The following is an 18,271-nucleotide window of genomic DNA, read 5'->3' on the forward strand; positions in this document are numbered from 1 at the left end:
GCTCCTGCGCTGTATCGTGAGCGAGTAAACCTGAACTCGATGAACGAGAGCGTTATCTTAGTCGAAAGTCGTTCGTTCGTCGAAACGCTGGCGTTGCTGACATACGTGGCTCTCCCACTCGAATTCGCTGTCTCGGCGACTGTTCCGTGTGGAGTGCATGAGGGTCGCATGCTAGTCTCCCTGCCATTATGGCTGATGGTCACGGCATCAAGGAGTCCAACGCTGGAATGCATCTCCACATTGTAGGTATCTGCGGTACGTTCATGGGGAGCCTGGCTTTGCTCGCCCGCGAGTTGGGGCATCGGGTGAGTGGGTCCGATGCCAATGTCTATCCGCCCATGAGCACGCAATTGACCGATGCCGGTATCACGTTGATGGAAGGGTATGATGGCGCCAACCTGTTGCCTCGCCCGGACAGAGTGATTATCGGTAATGCGTTGTCGCGCGGTAATCCGGAAGTCGAAGCCGTGCTCGAAGCCCGTCTGCCTTATGTGTCCGGTCCGCAATGGCTGGCCGAGGCAGTGTTGCCCGGTCGGCGTGTCATTGCCGTGGCGGGCACGCATGGCAAGACGACGACCGCTAGCTTGCTGGCTTGGCTGCTGGAACATGCCGGACAGTCGCCAGGCTTTCTGATCGGTGGCGTGCCGCGCAATTTCGGGGTGTCTGCTCGCCTGGGACACGCCGACGCCCCCTTCGTGGTCGAGGCCGATGAGTATGATACGGCCTTTTTCGATAAGCGCTCCAAGTTCGTTCATTACCGGCCGGATATTGCCATTCTCGGCAACCTTGAGTTTGATCATGCCGATATCTTCGATGATCTGACTGCGATCGAGCGGCAGTTCCACCATTTGGTTCGTACGGTACCTGGTGATGGCAAGTTGCTGGTGGCCGATCATGAGCCGGCACTGGAGCGCGTCCTGGCGCAGGGTGCCTGGACGCCGGTGGTCCGTTTCGGAACGGCTGAGTCCAGCCCGTGGCGAGTGGAATGCCGGCAAGACGATGCCCGCCGCTTTCGGGTCATCCGCGAGGAGGAGGGCGCCAGCGATGAGGCCGTCGTCGATTGGTCATTGACGGGGACGTATAATGCACGCAATGCCTTGGCGGCCCTGGCGGCGGCCAGTGAGTGTGGCGTTGCCCTGACGGCAGGTTGCCAATCGCTGGCGCATTTTGCCAGTCCGCATCGTCGCCAGGAAGTGCGTGGTGAAGTGCGGGGAATTCAGGTAATCGATGATTTTGCCCATCACCCCACCGCCATTGCCGCAACGCTCGAGGGACTGCGGGCGGCGACCCTGGAAGGTCGCTTGTTGGCCGTCATCGAACCGCGTTCGAATACCATGCGGCTGGGCAATCTTCGGGACCGCCTGGCGGCTAGTGTATCCAGCGCCGACCGTGTGTTCTGGTATCAGCCTGAAGGACTGGAGTGGTCGCTGGCGCCACTGGTCGACGAGAGTCTCGTGCCCTCGCATTTGGCCACCACCATCGATGGCATGGTCACTGAAGTCGTGGCGCAGGCCAAACCGGGTGACCGCATCGTGGTGATGTCCAATGGAGGGTTCGGAGGCATTCACGACAGATTGCTATCGGCACTGGAGAGCATGGATGAATGAGCGGGGCGAACGTGAGTTCCGAGCACCGATTACCGTTGCATTGACCGGGGCGTCGGGGGCGCCTTATGGCCTGCGTTTGATCGATTGTCTGGTAGCCGCCGGTCATGAAGTCTGGGTGATGATTTCCAAAGCTGCGCACATGGTGATTGCGACCGAGACGGATGTGCGGCTACCGGCTCAACCGGCGCGATTGGCTGTGGCGCTGTGCCAGCGCAGCGGTGCGGTTGAAGGTCAGATTCGCTGCTTTGGGCGAGAGGACTGGATGGCGCCGGTGGCTTCGGGGTCGGGGGCGCCGTCGTCGATGGTCATCTGCCCCTGTTCCACTGGCACGCTATCGGCAGTGGCGACCGGCGCCAGTAACAATTTGATCGAGCGTGCGGCAGATGTGGCTCTCAAGGAGCGCCGTCAGTTGATCGTGGTCCCCCGTGAGACGCCGTTGTCGGCGATCCATCTCGAGCACATGCTGTCGTTGACGCGCATGGGGGCGACCGTCATGCCGGCTGCACCTGGGTTCTATCACTATCCCGGGCGGATCGACGATCTGATCGATTTCATCGTCGCTCGTATTCTGAATCAGTTGGGTATCGAGCATCGCTTGATGCCCCGTTGGGGCTCAGGCGTGGGGCAGCCAGAGTAAGCGTGCGATCAGCAAGCCCGCTGATGACAACGCCAGTCGTACCCAGGGAGCCTGGCTCAGTGAGGGAGGCGTGAGGCGCTGATGGCTGATGCGTGTCACAGCGCAGATCACGAGTCCCAGTAGTGCCCCGCCGACGATATCGCTAAGCCAATGGACATCGAGCAACAGGCGTGACAAGCCCATGGATAGGCAGGCCAGTATTGCCAGCCAGTAGGGCAAGAAACGCCGGCGATGAGGCAGTTCCTGGGCGACGAAGGCGGCGGCCAGGCCGAACACCACGACCGAGATCGAGGTATGCGCGCTAGGGTAGGCGAGGGAGTCGGCGAGATGCATCGGGGTGTCGGGGCGGGCACGAGCTACAAGGGCCTTGAATACGGTATTGGTCAGTGCCGTGGTCACGAGTGCGCCGCTCAGGTGCCATAATGTCGAGAAATGTCTGGCCCAGCCCAGCCAGACTAGCCATGGAATGCAGAGCGCCAGGATGCCGTACCGGTCCCCGATGTAGGCCAGCCCTTCACTGATGTGGAGTGTCAATGGCGTACGTAAGCCGTCGGCGAGGATGCGTACCTGTTCATCCATGCCAAGTGGCGTGTCGGCCTCAAGAATCAGCAGGGTCCATGCCGACAGAGCGGTCATCGATGTCAGCAGCAAGCAGAGCGAAGCCAGCGGGACTTCACGTCGTGGACGCGACCATCTCGGCCCCAACCACCAACGTCGTAACCATCCATGGCGTCGAGCCAGTCGCACCATGCCGCGATAGACATGACCTTCTCTGGCAAGCTGGTGACGTAACCAGGAAAACGCGAATGCCAGCAAGGCAGCGACGAGACTGAGTAGTGTCAGCCATTGCAGGCTGCCAGCGGGTAAGTCCATCCAGTGAGTCCAGGAGCGACCGAAGAGGTAACCGGGGAGCAGATAGGCTGGCGCCCAGAGAATGGCCGAGCCGATGTTGGCACTGGCAAACGCCCAGGGAGACATGTGCAGCATACCTGCGATCATGGGGATGACCGGGCGAACGGGACCGACGAATCGGCCGATGAAGACCGAGAGAACGCCGTAACGTTGAAAGAAACGTGCGCCGCGTGCAAGCCACTGGGGATGGGCGCGAAATGGCCAGCGGCCGGGAATGCTATCGCGTTGGATGTGTCCGAACGCGAAGCTAAGGCCATCGCCGATGATGGCGCCGATGGTGGCTGCCGATAACAGGATCATCAGGCTGATCTGCTGATGCCCGGCAAGGCTGGCTGCCGCTGTCAGCAGGGCGATACCGGGAATCAGCAGCCCGATGAGCGCCAACGATTCCAGTAGTGCAATGGTGGCAACGATCAGGATCAGCAGAGTGGGCGATGGTGTGAGCTGGGATAACCAGTGGCCGTCGATCAATGCAGGGTGCCCATCAATTGCGTGCCTTGAGCTTCCAGGCGATGACGATACTCCGTTGGGCTTTCACCCGTATGCGGTTGGCTCACGATGATATCGGCCCGGACCGGGCCGGTTTCTGGCAGTACGGTGGCATCGATGGCGCTCATGAGACGGTTCTTTACCATTAGTGCGCCGCTTTCTCCGGTATTGGGGAGGAGGAGCCAGAAGAGCGACCCGTCGACGCGTCCCAGACTATCCTGGCCACGACACGTATGCAGTGCGGCATGACAGAACTGTTGCGCGAGCGTCTGACTCAACCGGATGCCGAACTGTTCGTGTGCCATTTCATACTGTGGTAGGTGAATGACCAGTACGCTCAATGGCCGTTCCAGCAGGTGTGCCCGTTCGACTTCGCCGGTAAGTCGCTCATGAATCAGGCTGGTATGCAGTGCATCACAATGAGAGTCGTACTGGTTGGTCGTGTAGAGACGCGTGCGTAGTCGCCATCGCTCCCAAGGAACCAGCGTGCCGAATAGCAACAGGGTCAGATAGGCCAGCAACGTGAAGGGAGGCATCGCCAGGTCACCCAGGAGAAATAGCCAGAGGGGTACCAGCATGAGGTTGGTCAGCCAGGCGGTGATCAACGGCAATACGAGGAAGGCCAGGATGACGGAGAACCCTAGCCAGAGGCTCGGCAAGGTGTCCGTATGATGTAGTTCCGTGGCGATCAACAGATAGGCGGCTGCCAAGGCCAGGCAGGTCGAGAGGTAGTGGTAAGGTCTTTCCAGCGAGCGGAGCAGGGTCGCGACCAGTAGCACCACGACCAGGCTGCTCGGAAGGATGATGCGGGTGTAATTCCCCATCAGGTATTGCCATAGGGCATAGCCGGCGACGATCAGCGCACCGCTGGCGTAACTCAGTGTGGTCAGGCGCGTCAGCGTGCCTTTCGTCATGTCATCCATGTCGCTGCGCTTCCTCGATACAGTAGTTGGGGGTCTGCTGTTTCTCCAGAGCCTGGTACTCGTCGGTCAGCGACAGTGGCTGAGCCAGGTTGACCACGCGGACACGCGACGATTCCGGTAGCTCCTTGACAAGCAGCTCGCGGCGCTGGCGGGCATGGGAGAGGTCCTTGCCGATCAGTAGGGCGGCCAGGGTGTGATGGTCGATCCGGTAGCAGTGTTCGAAAGCTGCCAGGTGATTCCAGAGAGCGTTTGCAGCCTGGCGCTGTTGCCGGCGTTCGGTGCGTAGCAATAGCAGTTCGGCATGGGTGCCTTCGCGGTCACTGCGCGCGTGTTCACGTGCCAGGTCGTCGATTAGCCCGTCGGCCGCCCAGAGGCGTTGCCCGGTTATCAATTGGTCGCATTGCGCGGCATTTTGCCATAATGAACGCAGTTGAAGTGCATTGGATTGCCCGATGAGCAACAGCAGCGACAATAATAGCCCGTAAAGCGCCCACACTGGAGGCGCCAATAAGTCATGGAACTGCCACCAGCCAAAGATGGCCAGGATGACATGCAGGATGCTTGTCCAGCGTGGCTGGGGTAGTATCAACAACAATGCCCAGCTCCATGACCAGACGGCGTAACGCGATGGGTCCAGCCATATCAGGGTGGCCAACAGGAAGCTGGGAATGCAGTGCCAGGGCAAGGGGAGAGGCCAGCGTGGCGTTACATCGAGTAGCAGGGTGGTCAGCAGCAACCATGCAGTGGCCAGCAGGAGTATCACAGTGGCCATTGGATTGTCGGCAAGCGTCGATAACAGCCCTGACAGCGAGGCACTAGTGATCAGACTGAATCGGTATAGCCCGGCTTTGTACTCGTTCTGCATGGTGACTTATCATGATCCTTGCGTAGGTTCGTCGATATCTTGGAATGATGTCTTTTTTGTCAACGTCGCCATTCTGCCAGCTGTCGCTAATGTATCTGCACCGACGTTAATTATATTGAGTTTATCGCATTGAGGAGACACTAGCCTGCATGTCACAACACGCTTCCCGCTCTTCCCTTGGTGAGACCTCTCAGGCTATCACCGACATTGCCGCTTACATGGACCAATTGGGTCAACAGGCCCGTTTGGCCAGCACTGTAATGCGAAGCCTCGATAGTGGTACCAAGAACGCTGCGTTGCGTGCCATTGCCGCCAATCTGTCGTCATCGCGTGACGTCTTGGCCGCTGCCAATCACGCCGATCTCGAACGGGGGCGTCAAGACGGTCTGGATGAGGCGTTGCTTGACCGGCTGGCGCTTGGCGACGCGCGTATCGATGCCATGATCGACGGCCTGCATCAGGTCGCTTCCCTACCCGATCCCGTGGGTGAGATCGACGGATTGCGCTCTCGACCGAGTGGCATTCAGGTAGGGCAGATGCGAGTGCCGCTTGGCGTTGTCGGCATCATCTACGAATCGCGCCCGAATGTCACGATCGAGGCGGCGAGCCTCTGCCTCAAGGCCGGTAATGCGTGTATTCTGCGTGGCGGCTCAGAGTCTCGTGACAGCAATGCCGCGATCTCTGCATGCATTATCGCCGGCCTGCGGGAGGCCGGTGTGCCGGAAACCGCGGTGCAGGTCGTAGCAACGACTGACCGTGCCGCCGTCGGCCATTTGATAACCATGTCGACCTATGTCGATGTCATCATTCCACGCGGGGGCAAGTCGTTGATCGAGAGAATTTCCCGCGAAGCCCGAGTACCGGTCATCAAGCATCTGGATGGTGTCTGTCACGTTTATGTCGATGCCGATGCCGATCTCGATAAAGCACTGGCGATTGCCGTGAATGCCAAGACGCATCGTTATGGGACGTGCAACACCATGGAAACGCTGTTGCTGGAGGCATCGGTCGCCGAGTCGTTGTTACCGCGATTGGCGACTGCATATGCCCAGCATGGCGTCGCGCTACGGGGATGCGAGCGTACGCGTGAATGGTTGCCGACTGTGACGCCGGCGGAGGAGAGTGATTGGTATGCCGAATATCTGGCCCCGGTGTTGGCGATTCGGGTGGTCGAGGGTATCGACGAAGCCCTGGCACATATCGAGCGGTACGGTTCGCATCACACGGATGCGATCGTGACTGACAATTACACCCGAGCTCGTCGCTTCATGGCCGAGGTCGATTCCAGTTCGGTCATGGTGAATGCGTCGACTCGATTCGCCGATGGCGGTGAATATGGGCTGGGTGCGGAAATCGGTATTTCCACCGACAAGTTGCACGCCCGAGGACCGGTCGGTCTCGAAGGGCTGACGACTCGCAAATATATCGTGCTGGGGGACGGACAAGTTCGTGAGTGATGGCGAGTCCCGGCATGTGGAGAGCGTCTCCATGACTCGTATTGCCATGTTCGGTGGTACGTATGATCCCGTCCACTTGGGACACTTGCGTAGTGGCGTCGAGTTGCGCGAAGCGCTGTCGCTCGATCGCGTTCACATGATTCCGGCCCATGTTCCGCCGCATCGGGAAGCCCCGGGGGTGTCGAGCGGCATGCGGCTGGAAATGTTGCAGCTTGGCATCGGCGATACGCCCGGCCTGTTGGCCGATGATCGTGAACTGCGCCGCGATGGCCCCTCCTACTCTGCCGATACGTTGACCTCTCTGCGCGAGGCGTATGGTCCCGATGCCTGCCTGATCATGGCCGTGGGAGCCGATGCGTTCCTCAAGCTGGCGCAGTGGCATAAACCGGAACGGCTGTTCGAATTGGCGAACCTGGTAGTCATCGACCGTCCCGGTCATTACGCCCCCCTGCCGAAGGAGCTGTCACGCCTGGTCGAGCACCGTCTGGTCGACACGCCGGAGTGGCTGACGTCTCGACGCGCGGGATGCGTTCTGCGTCTCGCTTTGCCCAGTGCCATGGAAATTTCCGCGACTGACATTCGGGCACGCTGTCGCCGCGGTCTTTGTATCCGTTATCTGGTACCCGATGCCGTTGCGTCTTATCTCGAGACATCGGGTGCCTACCGAGAGTGAAAACTGGAGTAGAATGGTGATCGATGAATCCCCACAACCACGAGGAGCTATGCACATCAATGCACTCAAGTCCTTGGTGATGGACGCTGTCGACGAGCTCAAGGGTCAGGATGTCGTCACTCTGGATGTGTCACGCCTGACAAGTGTGACGGACCTGATGCTAGTGGTCAGCGGCACATCGTCGCGGCATGTGGCTGCGCTGGCCGACAATGTCGTCGAGAAGGCCAAGCAGCAGGGCATCAAACCATTGGGGGTCGAGGGGCGTACCGGTTCCGAATGGGTGCTGGTCGATCTAGGCGATCTGGTCGTCCACTTGATGCAGGTCGAGACCCGGCAAACGTATGACCTCGAGCGGCTTTGGTCGGATTTTCCCAGCGATATCCATGAGGTTCGTCACGGAGAACAGGCGTGAAAGTCAAGATGCTTGCGGTGGGTTCACGCATGCCTGACTGGGTCGAGCGTGGCGTGGAGGAGTACCGCAAGCGCCTGCCTCGTGATTTTGCCCTGGAAGTTCATGAAATCGCCCCGGGTGCCCGTGGCAAACGTCCTGACGTCAGACGGGCAATGGCATTGGAAGCCGAGCGAATACGTGAGCGGCTGCGTGGCAATGAGATGTGCGTCGCACTGGAAGTCGCAGGGCAGTCCTGGAGTACCGAGCGTCTGGCGAAAGAAGCCGATGGCTGGCGCCATGAAGGACGAGATGTTGCGCTGCTTATCGGCGGTCCTGATGGGCTGGATTCCGAGCTGTCATCCCGGACGGAACAGCGCTGGTCACTGTCGCCGTTGACGCTGCCTCATCCTCTGGTACGTCTGGTGGTTGCTGAACAAGTCTATCGGGCATGGACGCTGCTGGTGGGTCATCCTTACCATCGCTGATGCCATGCCAGGGTGATCGAGAGAGTATTGATATATGGTGGATGCCAATGATGGCGTCGGGTAGGCTTCATGCGTAAACAGCGTCGTTCGACGTTACAACCCCCTCGTACTCTGAAGAACACGCAGCATGAAGCGCACATATTCCGTGTCCGCTCGCTGTTGGCATTGTTGGTGGTCGTGTTGCTGACTGCCTTGTTGATGGGGCGCTTGTTCTATCTGCAGGTCGTACAGCATGAGGTGTTCATCACCCGCTCCGAGAACAATCGGGTGCGTGTCGAGCCTCTACCGCCCAATCGTGGTTTGATCTACGATCGTGATGGCGTGTTGCTGGCGGAAAACCGCCCGACGTATAACCTGACCCTGGTGCGCGAACGGGTAGAGGACCTCGATGAAACCCTGACGCTGCTGGTCGATATCCTGGGCTTGTCCGACGCAGAGGCCGATGCCTTTCGTGAACGGGCTCGCCGGCCACAGCGACCCTACCAGCCCGCGCTGTTGATGAGTGGGCTCGATGACGAGGAAATCGCAGAGTTGGCGATCAATCGTTACCGCTTGCCCGGCGTCGAAGTGGAAGGGCAGCTTCAGCGCCATTATCCCTATGCCAGGATCATGTCGCACGCGCTAGGATTCGTGGGGCGCATCAACGCCGCAGAACTCGAAACGCTGGACAGCAATGATTACGCCGGGACTCACTTCATCGGCAAAACTGGCGTAGAACGGTTCTACGAAGACGAGCTGCATGGCAAGGCGGGAGTTCGTCAGGTCGAAACCAACGCCAGTGGTCGAGTGTTGAGAGAGCTAGGACGTACGGACCCGGAGCCGGGACAGGATCTGACCTTGACCATCGACAAGGATATGCAGGCACTGGCTCACGAGCTTCTGGACGGACGCCGCGGCGCCATCGTGGCGATCGAACCGAAAACCGGGGGGATCCTGGCGATGGCGTCGGCTCCCGGTTTCGATACGAACCAGTTCGTGACTGGCATCGATCAGCAGTCGTATCAGGCACTGCAGCAAGATATCGACTTGCCTCTGTTCAACCGCGCGATACGCGGTACTTATCCCCCGGGGTCTACTGTCAAACCTTTCCTGGCGCTTGCGGGATTGGCCAATGGCGAGATCACTCCTGAGGAAACGATTTACGACCCCGGGTATTTCCAGTTACCCAATGACTCACGTCGTTATCGCAACTGGTTGCGTTGGGGACATGGCAGAGTCGACATGAAGCGGGCGATCACCGTGTCCAACAACACCTACTTCTATAGCCTGGCTCATGAAATGGGGATCGATGCTCTCTCGGACTATATGCACCGATTCGGCTTCGGTGAGCGCACCGGCCTGGACATTCAGGGAGCGAGCAGCGGTCTGATGCCGTCGCGCGAATGGAAGCGGGAACGCTTCGGCGATCCCTGGTATCCCGGTGAAACCCTGTCGGTGGGTATCGGCCAGGGGTACTGGCAGGTGACACCGCTTCAGCTAGCAACGGCCACGGCAGTATTGGCCAACCACGGTCAGTGGGTTCGTCCACGGCTGGTACAGAAAATCGACGATGAGCGTGTCGACATCGAGCAACCCGGTACCAAGGAAGACCTGACCCTGGACGACCAGGCGTGGTGGGATACGGTTTTTTCCGGTATGGAGCAGGTGGTGTCCGGTAGCGAAGGAACGGCTCGGCGCATCGGCGAGGGGCTTGAATATCGGCTGGCGGGGAAATCGGGGACTGCTCAGGTATTCTCGCTGGGTCAGGATGAACAGTATGATGCCGAAGAGTTGGAGGAACGGCTGCGCGACCATGCCCTGTTCATCGCGTTTGCGCCGGTGGACGATCCTCAGATTGCCGTTTCCGTGATTGTCGAGAATGCCGGTGGTGGTAGCACCCATGCGGCACATCTGGCGCGCGCCATGACCGATGCCTGGTTGCTGGGACCGGATAACGACGAGCTCGATCCGGACAAGGTGCTTGATGAAGCCGACAGCGACGACAATGCGATGCCTGATACTCAAGGGTGAATGAATTCAATGGAATTGACGGGCGGACATAGAGGAGTGACTCGTAGGCGCAGCCTGTGGAGCCGGCTGCATATCGACCCCTGGTTACTGTCGTTGCTGTTGGTGTTGATGGGATCGGGATTGATCGTGCTGTACAGCGCGAGCGGTCAGGACATGCAGACAGTGATTGCCCAACTGACGCGTTTTGGCGTTGCCTTGACCGTGTTATTCGTCATCGCTCAGATTTCGCCGGCGACGATGCTACGGTGGGCGCCGGTCGCCTATGGTGGCACCGTCTTGATGTTGCTGGCCGTGGAGATCATGGGGGATATGGGAATGGGGGCTCAGCGCTGGCTGGTCATTCCCGGGGTGCTTCGTTTCCAGCCCTCGGAGTTGATGAAGCTGGCCATGCCCTTGATGCTGGCCGCCTATATCAGCCGACGTGAATTGCCGCCGCGCTGGCGTGACCTGCTGGTCTGTGCCGCATTGATCGTCGTTCCGATCATCATGATTGCCCGCCAGCCCGATCTGGGGACTTCCCTGCTGGTTGCTTGCTCCGGGGTCTTCGTGATTCTTCTTGCGGGGCTGTCATGGCGCTTCATTATCGTCATTGCCGCATTGGTCACTGCCGCGTTGCCGGTGCTATGGCTCTCCATGCACCAATATCAACGACAACGCGTATTGACGTTTCTCAACCCGGATACGGATCCGTTGGGGGCCGGCTGGAATATCATACAGTCGACGACCGCGATCGGCAGTGGCGGCGTCCTGGGGAAGGGGTGGCTGGAAGGTACCCAGTCGCAACTCGAGTTTCTGCCCGAGCGACATACCGATTTTATCGTTGCTGTGTTGGGTGAAGAGTTCGGGCTCGCGGGTATGTGGCTGGTGTTAGTGCTGTATCTGTTGATTGTCATGCGTGGCATGTGGCTCGCCAATGAGGCGCAAGATAGTTTCGGGCGGTTGTTGGGCGGCAGCATCGTGTTGACGTTCTTTATCTATGTATTCGTCAACGTGGGGATGGTGAGCGGTATTCTACCCATCGTCGGTGTGCCTCTGCCGTTGGTCAGTTTCGGGGGAACGTCGAGCGTGACCTTGCTGATTGGTTTCGGTATTCTCATGTCCGTCCATTCCCACCGTCGCCTGTTGTCACGTTAACCGGTGATGGTAAGCATGTTATAGGGAGTTAAATGCTGATGACGAAGTGTCGCGCTCGTGGGAAGACCCGGCGTGTCATCAATGATGGTGTCGGTCTGCTGATCGTGGCCTGGTTATCGCTGATGTCCTCGAGCGTAGAGGCGGCGCGTTTCGATCCTGACGATAATCCGGACGCGGCGGCTCTGATCGATGAGCTGGTGGCTCAAGGAGGAGACCGGGCTTGGCTTGAATCGACATTGAGTGACGCCAGCTTCGAGCAGACGGTGCTCGATGCCATGGACAGCGCCGCCGAAGGGCGTCTGCGTTGGGATGAGTACCGCGATATTTTCCTGACCGATGAACGGATCGAGCAGGGGGTGGCGTTCATTGAGGATTACGCCGACGCGTTCGAGCGAGTCGAAGCCCGGTACGGTGTTCCGCGTGAGTTCGTGGCCGCCATCATCGGCGTGGAAACCGCTTACGGTCGTCATACCGGCCGTCATCGTGTGCTCGACTCCTTGGCCACTCTGGCCTTCGAGCATCCGTCGAGAGGTGGATTCTTCCGTAGTGAACTGGCGGCATTCCTGCAAATCACCAGCCAGGAAGATGTCGATCCACGCCAACCCAAGGGATCGTATGCGGGGGCAATGGGCTACCCGCAATTCATTCCTACGAGCTATCGGGCCTATGCCGTGGATTTCGACGGTGATGGTGTGCGGGATCTGCTGGGCAACCCGGTCGATGCGATAGGCAGTGTCGGTAATTACTTTGCCGAACATGGCTGGCAATCGGGCGAGCCGGTCGTCAGCCGAGCCCGAGGGCCCTCAAGCCGGCCCGATGGTATCGACTTCAATGCCACACGGGAGCCTTACGTGTCACTCGACACTCTGTCGGATTACGGTATCGATGCCGTCGATGAGCTGCCGACGTCGCACAACGTCGTTCCCATCGCGCTCGATCATGCGGCAGATGACGGCGTTCGTTACACCTATTGGTTGGGCCATCATAATTTTTATGTGATCACCCGATATAATCACAGTCACCTGTATGCGATGGCAGTGACGGAACTGGCGGATGCCATTCGTGATGCTAGGGAGGCGCGCTGATGACTCACGAGCGCTGGTACCCCGGTGTTTTCCAGGCGGTGTGCCTGGCAGTCATGACGATGTTGCTGGTTGGCTGTGCCAGTTCCGGGGGCGGTCCGAGTACCGGGCGGGATGATTCGGTACCGTCCTCGTCGGATGCGACTCACAGTGCCGCCGGGCGGTATGCCATGACTCGGGATGCTTACCCGGAGTTACCGCCGGATGTCTCGGATGTTCCCAATGCCGTTCCCCGGAGTGAGCCTCGATCCCGGCGCGGTAATACGTCTCCCTATGAAGTGTTGGGCAAGCAATATCATGTCATGGAGGATGCCAGTGACTATGAAAGTCGCGGGACGGCGTCCTGGTATGGCAAGAAGTTTCATGGCTATACCACGTCCAATGGCGAAATCTATGATATGTACAAGATGACTGCCGCGCATAAATCACTGCCCCTGCCGTCCTACGCACGCGTCACGAGTGTCGATAATGGCCGTTCCGTGATCGTCAAAGTCAACGATCGCGGTCCATTTCACGACGATCGTGAGATCGATCTGTCATATGCAGCGGCGTCACGCTTGGACATTCTTGGACATGGCACCGGTCGGGTGCGTGTCGAGGTGATAGATCCCGCAGACTGGCGACATAAGCAGGCTGGTAACGTCGCTTCCCGTCAGGCGGGGAGTGGCGTGGATAACCGGGCCACAGCGTCTGCCAGTGCTGATGAATCGGCCATGGGCGAAACCACCGCCGGCGAGGCGACAGAGGCGCTTGATGACAGTGCACGCCGCGCGGCTAGCATCATGGCGGTCGACGATCAACCCGGGGCGGCGGGTCCCTCCGAGGGGCAAGGTGTCTTCTTGCAGGTTGCTGCGTTGAGCTCGTCGGTAAATGCGCAACGCATGCGCTCTCAGCTTCAAGAGTCACTCGAGCAACCAGTGCGTGTCACCAGCGAGAGCGGCTTGCATCGGGTACAAGTCGGCCCGCTTCGCGACGAGGAGAGTGCGCTCGTCCCGTTGCGCGAGAAACTGCGTCGAACAGGTATCGAACAGACCGTGGTGGTACGCAGTGGGCACTGATATCATTTCATCGGTTCTTACATCGGCTGTCACGGCAGCGATGCTGGGCAGAACGTATCGGTTGCCATAATTTCAGGCATTTATCCTTCATCCTTCTATCATCATGAGACATGCAGTCATGAGAGAGTCACTACTATCCGTGGGTTCGCGCCGCCTGGTCGTATTGCTGGTGCTGTTATGCCTGAGTTTGTTGCCGGTGACGGCGACCTCTCAGGAAGTACCGGGTGCACAGACGCTGATCCCGTCTCCCCCCCAACTCAATGCCTCCTCCTGGTTGTTGATGGATGCCGATACCGGTGAAGTGCTGGTCGAGCACGATGCCGACGAGTCCTTGCCGCCGGCCAGTCTGACCAAGTTGATGACGGCGTATCTCGTTGAGCATGAACTCAATCGTGGCAACCTCGGTCTCGATGATCAGGTGAGTGTCAGTGAAAATGCCTGGCGAACCGGTGGTTCGCGGATGTTCATACAGGAAGGCAGTACCGTACCGCTGCAGGAGTTGCTGCACGGTATCATCATTGCATCCGGAAACGATGCGAGTGTCGCCGTGGCTGAACATGTGGCGGGCAGTGAAGCCGCATTCGCCGAGTTGATGAATCAACAGGCCGAACGGCTGGGCATGGAGAATACGCATTTCGTGAATTCGACCGGGCTGCCGGACCCTGACCATTACGCCTCCGCTCACGATCTGGCAACGTTGTCCCGCCACATTATCAATGACTACCCCGAACACTATGCCATCTATGCGGAACGGGAATTTACCTACAACGATATCGCTCAATCGAATCGCAACAGTCTGTTGTGGCGTGATTCCAGTTACGATGGCCTGAAAACCGGGCATACCGAGGCTGCCGGCTATTGCCTGGTCGCTTCGGCTAAGCGCGATGGCATGCGTCTCATTTCCGTCGTCATGGGTACCGATTCGGAAGATGCTCGCGCTCAAGAGACCCAGAAGCTGATGAGTTATGGCTTCCGCTTCTTCGAGACCTTGACGCTTTATGACGAAGGCGAGGAATTGGATGCGCCGCGTATCTGGGGTGGCGAGTCCGATCAACTGAGTGTGGGTGTCGACCAGCGGATCCGCATGACGATTCCCAGGGGAAGTGACGATTCGCTATCCGCGAGTCTCAGTATGCCTGAATCGATCGAGGCCCCGGTAGCGCAGGGGGATCGTATCGGTACACTGGAAATCACCCTGGCTGACGAGACATTGAAGGAAGTGCCGCTGGTGGCACTGGAAGATGTGGATGAAGGCAGTCTCTTCAAGCGGTTAATGGATATGGTCAAGCGCTTCATTGCTGGCTTCTTCGATTGATGGCGTTACCTTCATGACTGACTCGGGGGCATTCCCTCGGGTCTCGTCATCCGCTCTGGTTTGGTAGTTACCGATAGGTTGAGTAGAATACTCGGAAATGCGTACTAACGAGTAAATCTCATGAGCGACTCGTCCTTGCGTGATCTTCGTCAGACGACCGGTGACGCGGAAACGCCACAACCCCGAATCGAATTCCCATGTGATTACCCATTGAAAATCGTCGGTGATGCGGTCGACGGTTTTCACGATGCGGTCATGGCGATCCTCGAACAGCATGCCCCTGAACTCGATCGAGATAGCGTTCAGGTCATCGACAGTCGCAATGGCCGTTTCCAGTCGTTGCGTGTGACAATCACGGCAACGGGCGACAAGCAGCTGCAGTCCTTGTTTGCCGACCTCAAGGCAACCGGTCGCGTTCACATGGTGCTCTGAATGATAGCCAAGGGTGGGCAACTGGATGTCCATTGCCTGGGGCTGAAGCCCTATCGTGAGGTGTGGCAAGCCATGCGTAGATTCACCGACCAGCGCGACGGTGATGCGCGTGACCAGTTGTGGGTCGTGGAGCATGAACCGGTGTTCACCCAAGGGCAGGCCGGCAAGGCGGAGCATCTGCTACTCCCCGGCGACATTCCGGTCGTTGATACCGATCGAGGCGGACAAATCACCTATCACGGGCCTGGCCAATTGGTGTTATACCCCTTGCTGGATGTCAAACGTGCTCGTATCGGCGTTCGCATGCTGGTCGATGCCTTGGAGAATTCGGTCGTCGATGCATTGCGGGAGCACGGTATCGCTGCCCGGGCACGGCCGGATGCCCCAGGCGTCTATGTCGGTGCTGACAAGATCGCATCGTTGGGGTTGCGGATTCGCCGAGGTTGCAGTTTCCATGGCATTGCCATCAATCTGGACATGGATCTGTCCCCGTTTGCAAGAATCAACCCCTGTGGCTATGCAGGGCAGGCCATGACTCAACTGGCCGATTTGACAACAATGCCGCTTGATCGCCATGCCGAGGCTTCGCGTCTGGTTCGTTGTCTGGCATTGCGTTTGGGCTGTTATGCACTGAATCAGTCTGGTATGCCGCCTGCGCTTGTGACTGACGAGTCGGCGACTGCCTAGTTTTCTCTCACGTTTTCGAACAGCAGGATAACGATCATGACCGAGACGATTGCCGCTACACAAAGCAAGGCCGCTGCTGCCAAGAAAGGACGTGCCGAACGTGGTGTCAAGCTGCGCGGCGCTGAGAAGGTGGCACGCATTCCGGTCAAGGTGATACCGACCGAAACCATCCCGAAGAAGCCTGAGTGGCTAAGGGTTCGGATGCCGGTATCGCCTGAAATCACACGTATCAAACAGACGCTGCGCAAGCACGGTCTGCATACGGTATGTGAAGAAGCCTCTTGCCCGAATCTAGGCGAGTGCTTCAATGGGGGGACCGCCACGTTCATGATCATGGGAGATATCTGTACGCGCCGCTGTCCGTTCTGTGACGTTGCCCATGGTCGTCCCAACGCGCTCAATGAAAACGAGCCTCGCGAGCTGGCTGAAGCCATTGCTGAAATGCGGCTGAACTATGTCGTCGTCACGTCAGTGGATCGTGATGATCTGCGTGATGGCGGGGCGAAGCATTTTGCCGACTGCATCCGTGAAATTCGTAACGATAGTCCCGAGATCGAAGTCGAGGTGCTGGTTCCGGATTTCCGTGGTCGCATGAACGTGGCTCTGGATGCATTCGAAGAGACGGCACCCGATGTGTTCAACCATAACCTGGAAACCGTACCCGCGCTGTATCGCACGGTGCGTCCGGGGGCCGATTATCAGTGGTCACTGGATCTGCTCAAGCAATACAAGGCGCGTCGGCCCGATGTGTTGACCAAGTCCGGTTTGATGCTCGGCGTCGGGGAGACCGACGAGCAGGTGATCGAGGTGATGCGCGACCTGCGAGATCATGATGTCGATATGTTGACGCTCGGCCAGTACATGCAGCCGTCTCGCGATCACCTGCCAGTCGATCGCTGGGTGCATCCCGATACCTTCGATTGGTTTGCGGAGCAGGGAAAAGCCATGGGCTTCACCCACGTGGCGTCAGGCCCATTGGTGCGCTCTTCCTACCACGCCGATAAACAGGCCCACGGCGTCGAAGTGAAGTAAACCGGACGCGAGTCGTCGGCGCTGGATCCCGTGGCCTAGAATCTGGTGTTTTCGGCCACGGGAAGGCACACGACGCCATGCCCCGGCATGGGCTCCAATGGTGCCTGGAAGTGGCGATTGAGTTCCGGCAGCAATTCCCGGACGAAACGCAGGAACAGCTCGGTGACCGGCGACGGGTGCCGATCCTTGGGGTAGACCGTGCACCATGACCGACGCAGAGGGAATCCCGGCAGTGACGGCGAGGCCAATAAGCCGGAAGCCAGTTCCAGTTGAACGGCCAGGCGAGGTAATACGGCAACGCCCAGATGGGCCATGACGCCCTGCTTGATCGCCTCGTTGGTGCCCAGCTCGATGGTATGGGACAGCGAGACTCGTTCACGAGCGGCGAATTCCTCGAACGCTGTACGCGTGCCCGAACCGGGCTCTCGCATCAGTACGTAGTGGCGGGCAAAATCGTCCAGCGTCGGTTTGTCCTCGTTCAAGAGGGGATGGCCGGGCCAGACGACGGGAATCATCTCATTGTCGAGAATCGGCATGAAGGACAGATTCGAGTCTTCGGGAACCATTCCCATGATGACGAGGTCATCACGTCGTTCGGCCAATCGCTCCAACGCCTGGCCACGATTACACACCCGCAGCCGAATCTGTACCTCCGGGTAGCGCGCTCGAAAGCGGGCGAGAATATGTGGTACGACATACTGCGCCGTAGAGACGGCGGCCAGATTCAGTTCCCCGCGTATCGTGCCCGCCAGTTCCGACAGTTCCATCTGCAGGCTCGAGACTTGTCCAAAGATTGATTGAACCGACGCGGCCAGTGCATCGGCGGCCGGCAGAACATGGAGCGTCTTGCCTGCATATTTGAAGAGCGGCTGTTCGAGGGCTTGTTCCAGTTGACGGATTTGTGCACTGACCGCTGGCTGGGTCAGCCCGAGCTGTTCCGCGGCACGTGAGTATGACTGCTGGCGATGCACGGCCTGGAAGACCTGTAACTGACGAAACGTCAGGCGATTGAGCAGACTGGGGCGTGTCATCAATGCTTCCGCTAGTTATAAGTCGTAACTTATAGGTTGGCAAAAAAATAT

18 protein-coding genes are annotated in these 18,271 nt (G+C 58.7%); 14 read left to right on the forward strand and 4 right to left on the reverse strand.

What is annotated here, in order from left to right; all coding sequences use genetic code 11:
• Positions 1-227: 227 nt before the first annotated feature.
• On the forward strand, positions 228-1,607 hold the full coding sequence (mpl, locus tag FVV99_RS09260; protein ID WP_148253800.1) for a UDP-N-acetylmuramate:L-alanyl-gamma-D-glutamyl-meso-diaminopimelate ligase: 1,380 nt from the start codon (positions 228-230) through the stop codon (positions 1,605-1,607).
• Positions 1,600-2,244 (forward strand): flavin prenyltransferase UbiX, encoded by a 645-nt coding sequence (locus tag FVV99_RS09265; RefSeq protein ID WP_148253801.1) that lies wholly within the window; start codon positions 1,600-1,602, stop codon positions 2,242-2,244. Before mpl ends, FVV99_RS09265 begins: the two co-directional genes overlap by 8 nt.
• Here FVV99_RS09265 and FVV99_RS09270 read toward each other — a convergent pair.
• The 3 genes from FVV99_RS09270 to FVV99_RS09280 are packed head-to-tail and all read right to left on the reverse strand — an operon-like array spanning position 2,221 to position 5,433.
• Entirely contained in the window at positions 2,221-3,627 is a 1,407-nt protein-coding gene (locus tag FVV99_RS09270; protein WP_148253802.1) for a bifunctional DedA family/phosphatase PAP2 family protein, read from the reverse strand. The genes FVV99_RS09265 and FVV99_RS09270 overlap by 24 nt on opposite strands.
• Complete coding sequence (locus FVV99_RS09275; RefSeq protein WP_148253803.1) at positions 3,624-4,568, reverse strand: GGDEF domain-containing protein; 945 nt, start codon at positions 4,566-4,568, stop codon at positions 3,624-3,626. Before FVV99_RS09275 ends, FVV99_RS09270 begins: the two co-directional genes overlap by 4 nt.
• Positions 4,561-5,433, reverse strand: a complete 873-nt coding sequence (locus FVV99_RS09280; RefSeq protein WP_148253804.1) for a hypothetical protein — start codon at positions 5,431-5,433, stop codon at positions 4,561-4,563. Before FVV99_RS09280 ends, FVV99_RS09275 begins: the two co-directional genes overlap by 8 nt.
• 149 nt (positions 5,434-5,582) lie before the next feature.
• Between FVV99_RS09280 and FVV99_RS09285 the strand changes: the two genes are divergently transcribed.
• The 12 genes from FVV99_RS09285 (at position 5,583) to lipA (ending at position 17,189) form a co-directional block, all read left to right on the forward strand.
• Positions 5,583-6,890, forward strand: coding sequence for a glutamate-5-semialdehyde dehydrogenase (locus tag FVV99_RS09285; protein WP_148253805.1), 1,308 nt, complete (start codon positions 5,583-5,585; stop codon positions 6,888-6,890).
• Positions 6,891-6,921: 31 nt separating this feature from the next.
• A complete protein-coding gene (nadD, locus tag FVV99_RS09290) occupies positions 6,922-7,563 on the forward strand; it encodes a nicotinate-nucleotide adenylyltransferase (RefSeq protein ID WP_148253806.1) in 642 nt (213 codons plus the stop codon).
• A 49-nt stretch (positions 7,564-7,612) separates the two neighbouring features.
• Positions 7,613-7,975, forward strand: coding sequence for a ribosome silencing factor (gene rsfS / locus FVV99_RS09295; RefSeq protein ID WP_148253807.1), 363 nt, complete (start codon positions 7,613-7,615; stop codon positions 7,973-7,975).
• Complete coding sequence (gene rlmH, locus FVV99_RS09300) at positions 7,972-8,439, forward strand: 23S rRNA (pseudouridine(1915)-N(3))-methyltransferase RlmH (RefSeq protein WP_148253808.1); 468 nt, start codon at positions 7,972-7,974, stop codon at positions 8,437-8,439. The genes rsfS and rlmH overlap by 4 nt, the downstream gene beginning before the upstream one ends.
• 69 nt (positions 8,440-8,508) lie before the next feature.
• Positions 8,509-10,449 (forward strand): penicillin-binding protein 2, encoded by a 1,941-nt coding sequence (mrdA, locus tag FVV99_RS09305; RefSeq protein ID WP_148253809.1) that lies wholly within the window; start codon positions 8,509-8,511, stop codon positions 10,447-10,449.
• Positions 10,450-11,583, forward strand: coding sequence for a rod shape-determining protein RodA (gene rodA / locus FVV99_RS09310; RefSeq protein WP_148253810.1), 1,134 nt, complete (start codon positions 10,450-10,452; stop codon positions 11,581-11,583).
• A 38-nt stretch (positions 11,584-11,621) separates the two neighbouring features.
• Positions 11,622-12,668: a lytic murein transglycosylase B gene (gene mltB, locus FVV99_RS09315; RefSeq protein WP_407921339.1), complete on the forward strand. Its 1,047-nt coding sequence runs from the start codon at positions 11,622-11,624 to the stop codon at positions 12,666-12,668.
• Positions 12,668-13,723, forward strand: coding sequence for a septal ring lytic transglycosylase RlpA family protein (locus FVV99_RS09320; RefSeq protein ID WP_201745065.1), 1,056 nt, complete (start codon positions 12,668-12,670; stop codon positions 13,721-13,723). The genes mltB and FVV99_RS09320 overlap by 1 nt, the downstream gene beginning before the upstream one ends.
• A 118-nt stretch (positions 13,724-13,841) precedes the next feature.
• Positions 13,842-15,038 carry a D-alanyl-D-alanine carboxypeptidase family protein gene (locus FVV99_RS09325; RefSeq protein ID WP_236645360.1) on the forward strand — a complete coding sequence of 399 codons (1,197 nt, stop codon included), beginning with the start codon at positions 13,842-13,844 and terminating at the stop codon, positions 15,036-15,038.
• 120 nt (positions 15,039-15,158) lie between these two features.
• The gene (locus FVV99_RS09330) at positions 15,159-15,470 is read left to right on the forward strand and encodes an HP0495 family protein (RefSeq protein WP_148253813.1); all 312 of its coding nucleotides are present in this window, start codon (positions 15,159-15,161) and stop codon (positions 15,468-15,470) included.
• Entirely contained in the window at positions 15,471-16,157 is a 687-nt protein-coding gene (gene lipB, locus FVV99_RS09335; protein WP_148253814.1) for a lipoyl(octanoyl) transferase LipB, read from the forward strand.
• A 36-nt stretch (positions 16,158-16,193) separates the two neighbouring features.
• Positions 16,194-17,189: a lipoyl synthase gene (gene lipA, locus FVV99_RS09340; protein WP_148253815.1), complete on the forward strand. Its 996-nt coding sequence runs from the start codon at positions 16,194-16,196 to the stop codon at positions 17,187-17,189.
• Between the two features lie 35 nt (positions 17,190-17,224).
• Here lipA and FVV99_RS09345 read toward each other — a convergent pair whose 3' ends face one another.
• Positions 17,225-18,220, reverse strand: coding sequence for a LysR family transcriptional regulator (locus FVV99_RS09345; RefSeq protein ID WP_148253816.1), 996 nt, complete (start codon positions 18,218-18,220; stop codon positions 17,225-17,227).
• Positions 18,221-18,271 lie beyond the last annotated feature (51 nt).

The organism is Aidingimonas lacisalsi, from assembly GCF_008079445.1.
In the GTDB taxonomy this organism is placed as follows: Bacteria; Pseudomonadota; Gammaproteobacteria; order Pseudomonadales; family Halomonadaceae; genus Aidingimonas; species Aidingimonas lacisalsi.